We start from the raw sequence: 3580 nt of genomic DNA, 5'->3' as shown, positions 1-3580 counted from the left end.
GAGCATCGACACCTCAGAGAAGTGATTTCAGTTTCGGCAGCAGGAACATGACGAGACCTGCAGCCGCAGCGACGACGATGACGGCAAACAGGAGGTCGCCAAAAGTCATGCGCCCATGGCGCTTGCTGGTGTAAGGCTCGGACTTTGTTTTGAGTAGAACGCCGGAAAAAAGCTGGGCTTTCAATTCGTCTTTCATCTTGGTCCTCATGAGGAAATGGCGACTTCTATTATACGCTTATCCCATCCGAAGCCAAACACATTATGGTTTTCAAGTCCCAGGTAAAAGCGCAATCTTTCCGAAAGAAAAGCAGCCAAAACCCGCTTTGGTGAGTAGCTTTTTGAGGCTTTTACGGTCTTCTCGCCATGCATGCCGTCAACGACAAGATCCGCTCCAAGGCGATTAAGCGCCTGCTGAAAGATCATGCCTCCAGCCCTTGGTCCATGGTTCACGGCCGCAAGCAGGGGGTGGTGAAATCCTTCCTTAATTTGAAGAGACTTCTTCGAATTGTGAGAAATGTCTATCGCGATGAACTTAAGATTTTACTGGGTTAGCACTGGCACTTCTTTTGCTGACGAGGGCGAAGACGTCGTTGTAAAAGGAGTTCACATGTCTATTAAACATCCATGGCTGCGCTATTTTCCCTTTGGTCTTTGCTTTATCAGCTCGCTTGCAGGCGCAGAGGTCCATTCCAAGAAACATAAGGCCTTCGCGTCATTCGGTGAAGACTTGAAAATCTTCCATACCTATATGTCCAAGCAAGATTCTGGACATATCAGGTTGGATCTTCCAAGCGACATCGCCAGTGCCACCGATGAGCATTCCCTGGCCCTGGTGCATGAGCTCGTTGCCTTCACTAACACAGTCATTGAAAGATCCAGAAGCTCAGGTATGAAAAGCTTTTCCGGCGATGATCTTGGGCAGTTGGTCACCCCGAAACCGGGCTCACTTCTACGGGAATATTTGCAGATCGTCGGGAACCATGCAGAGCCAATGAGTAGTATGACGCTGCGCGACAGTCAGTCGGTCGAGGAAGTGTGCGGGTCTTTCTCATATCCCACGCAGCCAGCTCCCTGGAAAACCCTGACAGCCGATCAGTTCGGGGGCGACTATGTAGCTTATCTTTTCAGATTGGGATTCCATACAACGCCTGAAGACATCTTCGGCGGAGGTTTTACCAAGCCCAAGACTTATCGCCCCGAGCTCTGCCAGTGGGATTCGTTCCGTGATCACGCGTATTGGAAGTCAGACTACAAGGTTTTGCAGATCCAAATTTATGATGGTATGACACCAAACGGGGAACCCAACCCTGAGATAAATAATTATACTTGGCCCTATCCGACGTGGCCAGCTTATGTGGCCTGGTGGCATGTTAAAAACTAAAGTTATCGTAAACAGAGTCGTGGGTGGGCTGGCCCTGCTTTGGCTCCTTCAGTTCTGGATCACCCATCCGCATGGCATGATCGTCTTCAGTTTGGATGGAGCCAGGACGGTGTGGACCTGTGGATGGAGTGATTTGAGTTGCACGCTCGCTGAGGCTGAAGCCGCTCAGAATCCAGGACTATGCGGCCTTTTGCCGAGTGCTCCGGAGGATATTTGCTACGATAACGTCATACCGAAGTTAACCTCCCGCGGGAGCTGCTCCGCCATTCAAGTTGAGCACTACCGCGACCAGTGCCGGAGCTCGTTCGGGACCCGAAAAGACTAACAGAACAGTCATTGAGCATAAGAGCGGACGGCGGTTCGCTTGAATTGCCCATGTCGAATCAAGGTCTGCTCGTGGCATCCACAGTTAAACGCGACTACGATCGCCGACCTAAGAAAAAGACCTATCGCTTAAAATCGATAGGTCCACTTTTAAATTTCGTAATTTACTACCAGACAATGTTTAAGTGTTCGGGGCCTAAAAATTTGCAATTTTGATCCGACGGGACAACCCTAAAATAAGCTGAGGAAAAAGCTGACAAAGCGCTTGAACATGAAGTTGAAGACGATCTCGCGAATATCCCCTTACTGCGAATTCAGCGCAATCGGCGGGTATCAAGAAACCTTCAAAGACTCAGATCAGGCGCCACGTCCTTTTCAGGGGGGCGGGTGCCCGGCCCTGAAATCTGGGAATGGTGGGCGATGCAGCAAGACTGGGTCTCGTTTAGTCTTCAATAATTGGGTCATCTGGCCACGGTTCACCTGGAGCCCGGGAATCACGACACGAAGCTGTTACGTCGGGACTTGTAGAGCATCGGTCGATGTTAGACTGAACAACTTTAACCTGATCGACAAGCTTTTGAGCTTCCCTGTACATTGCTTCTTTCTTAACCGGGTCTTTTTCATTATCAATATCGTCAAGGGACTTTTGCATTTTTTCTGTAAGAACTTCTATCTCACTTTGCCAAAATTTAATGACAGAACGAGGAACACTGAACGAAAAATCGACGCCCTGGACCAAATCCCAAAATTCGGCTGTGATGACAGATTTCTTATATGGAGTTGTAACCACTTCTGTAATAGCTGCATTGTCGAACGAAGATCCTGCTACGTAGTTAGCTACGCTACTTCCAAACGACTCCGGTTTGTCGGAGATAGTTCCACGTCCACCACGCTGCCAGACATACAGAGTACACTTGTTGTTAGCCACTTTTCTAGCTTGGTCAATCACGGTATTGAACGAGTTCTCGAAGCCGGCCGAATCCAGCGCTCCAACCGAACTGGAAATTGTCGCGTCGATTTTGGCCTTTTCTTCTCTGGTTTCTCCCCGGCATTCAAGTATACCGTGGGCTTCTGTCACCAACTTAAATCCGCTCAAATACTCGTCACCGCATAGGCTGAAAAATAGAGACTTGTCACGCTTCAACAAAGTTAAGATCTCTGAGTTAACTGAAGCCTTTTTAATTTGCTTGGCTTGCCAGAGCTTCCTCGCTGTGATCAAAGCATAGGAGTAGTTCTTGTTGATCTTAATCGAATGCATGCCTTTCAGTTCGTTGGACCCCTTAGCGGTAACTGCATTGATCGTCGCGGCCACCTTCGTTTTGTAGCCAACATCAATCTGCCTAAAAAAGTCCTCTTGGGAAGTAACATTGGTGATGCTATAGGTTTCCAGTGCACTGGTCATACCGCCGAGGGTGCCCATTTCGTCTGCAATCACGCAACCGAGTTTTGGCTCATCCTCAAATCCATCCAGCTTGTCCTGGGCCAGACTGTTGAATGGAGCTCCCATCATGATGTAGGGCGTTTCGTCTGGGGCCAACGGAATGACAGTTAGCGGCTTAGACGTTTGCTCGTCGGCACGCTTCCCGCCATCCTTGTCCGCGCAGCCCCCTAAGAGAGAGAGCGTTGCCAATACCAATGATCCGGTTGTTTTAAGCCTCATACCGTGTTCCTTTCCTGGTTTCAATCGCCTCCACGGGATTAACCATACGTGGGGGACAGCCATCGCCGAGTCTACGGGCAGCTACTAAAATAGCGACCACTTTTTTTATCGGTGATTCACCTTAATAAAAAGAGCTTATTCCGCCAATATTGCTTCAAAGGCAGCTCGAAAACTTACGTAACAGTTTTCGATTTCAGTGCGCCGCGTGGCGGCCT

Annotated in this window: 5 protein-coding genes; 2 read left to right on the top strand and 3 right to left on the bottom strand. The window is 49.2% G+C overall.

What is annotated here, in order from left to right:
* Positions 1-13: 13 nt before the first annotated feature.
* Together VE954_RS37505 and VE954_RS37500 are read right to left on the bottom strand one after the other, a co-directional pair.
* Positions 14-196, bottom strand: a complete 183-nt coding sequence (locus tag VE954_RS37505) for a hypothetical protein (RefSeq protein WP_324962815.1) — start codon at positions 194-196, stop codon at positions 14-16.
* A gap of 8 nt (positions 197-204) precedes the next feature.
* Positions 205-423, bottom strand: a complete 219-nt coding sequence (locus VE954_RS37500) for a putative peptidoglycan-binding domain-containing protein (RefSeq protein ID WP_324962813.1) — start codon at positions 421-423, stop codon at positions 205-207.
* A 91-nt stretch (positions 424-514) separates the two neighbouring features.
* On the opposite strand from VE954_RS37500, the gene VE954_RS37495 reads away from it, so the two are divergent.
* The gene (locus VE954_RS37495) at positions 515-1381 is read left to right on the top strand and encodes a hypothetical protein (protein WP_324962811.1); all 867 of its coding nucleotides are present in this window, start codon (positions 515-517) and stop codon (positions 1379-1381) included.
* Positions 1368-1706: a hypothetical protein gene (locus tag VE954_RS37490; protein WP_324962810.1), complete on the top strand. Its 339-nt coding sequence runs from the start codon at positions 1368-1370 to the stop codon at positions 1704-1706. The genes VE954_RS37495 and VE954_RS37490 overlap by 14 nt, the downstream gene beginning before the upstream one ends.
* 441 nt (positions 1707-2147) lie before the next feature.
* On the opposite strand, the gene VE954_RS37485 is transcribed toward VE954_RS37490, so the two are convergent.
* On the bottom strand, positions 2148-3365 hold the full coding sequence (locus tag VE954_RS37485) for a hypothetical protein (RefSeq protein ID WP_324962808.1): 1218 nt from the start codon (positions 3363-3365) through the stop codon (positions 2148-2150).
* Positions 3366-3580: the final 215 nt, after the last annotated feature.

This window comes from Oligoflexus sp. (assembly GCF_035638955.1).
Lineage (GTDB): Bacteria > Bdellovibrionota_B > Oligoflexia > Oligoflexales > Oligoflexaceae > Oligoflexus.
The sequence above is the reverse complement of the archived record's forward strand: the minus strand, read 5'-3'. Positions and strand labels throughout refer to the sequence as shown.

Coding starts and splice junctions, on each gene's coding strand:
- VE954_RS37495 (WP_324962811.1), top strand. CDS start 515: ATGTCTATCGCGATGAACTTAAGATTTTACTGGGTTAGCACTGGCACT.
- VE954_RS37500 (WP_324962813.1), bottom strand. CDS start 423: ATGATCTTTCAGCAGGCGCTTAATCGCCTTGGAGCGGATCTTGTCGTT.
- VE954_RS37490 (WP_324962810.1), top strand. CDS start 1,368: ATGTTAAAAACTAAAGTTATCGTAAACAGAGTCGTGGGTGGGCTGGCC.
- VE954_RS37485 (WP_324962808.1), bottom strand. CDS start 3,365: ATGAGGCTTAAAACAACCGGATCATTGGTATTGGCAACGCTCTCTCTC.
- VE954_RS37505 (WP_324962815.1), bottom strand. CDS start 196: ATGAAAGACGAATTGAAAGCCCAGCTTTTTTCCGGCGTTCTACTCAAA.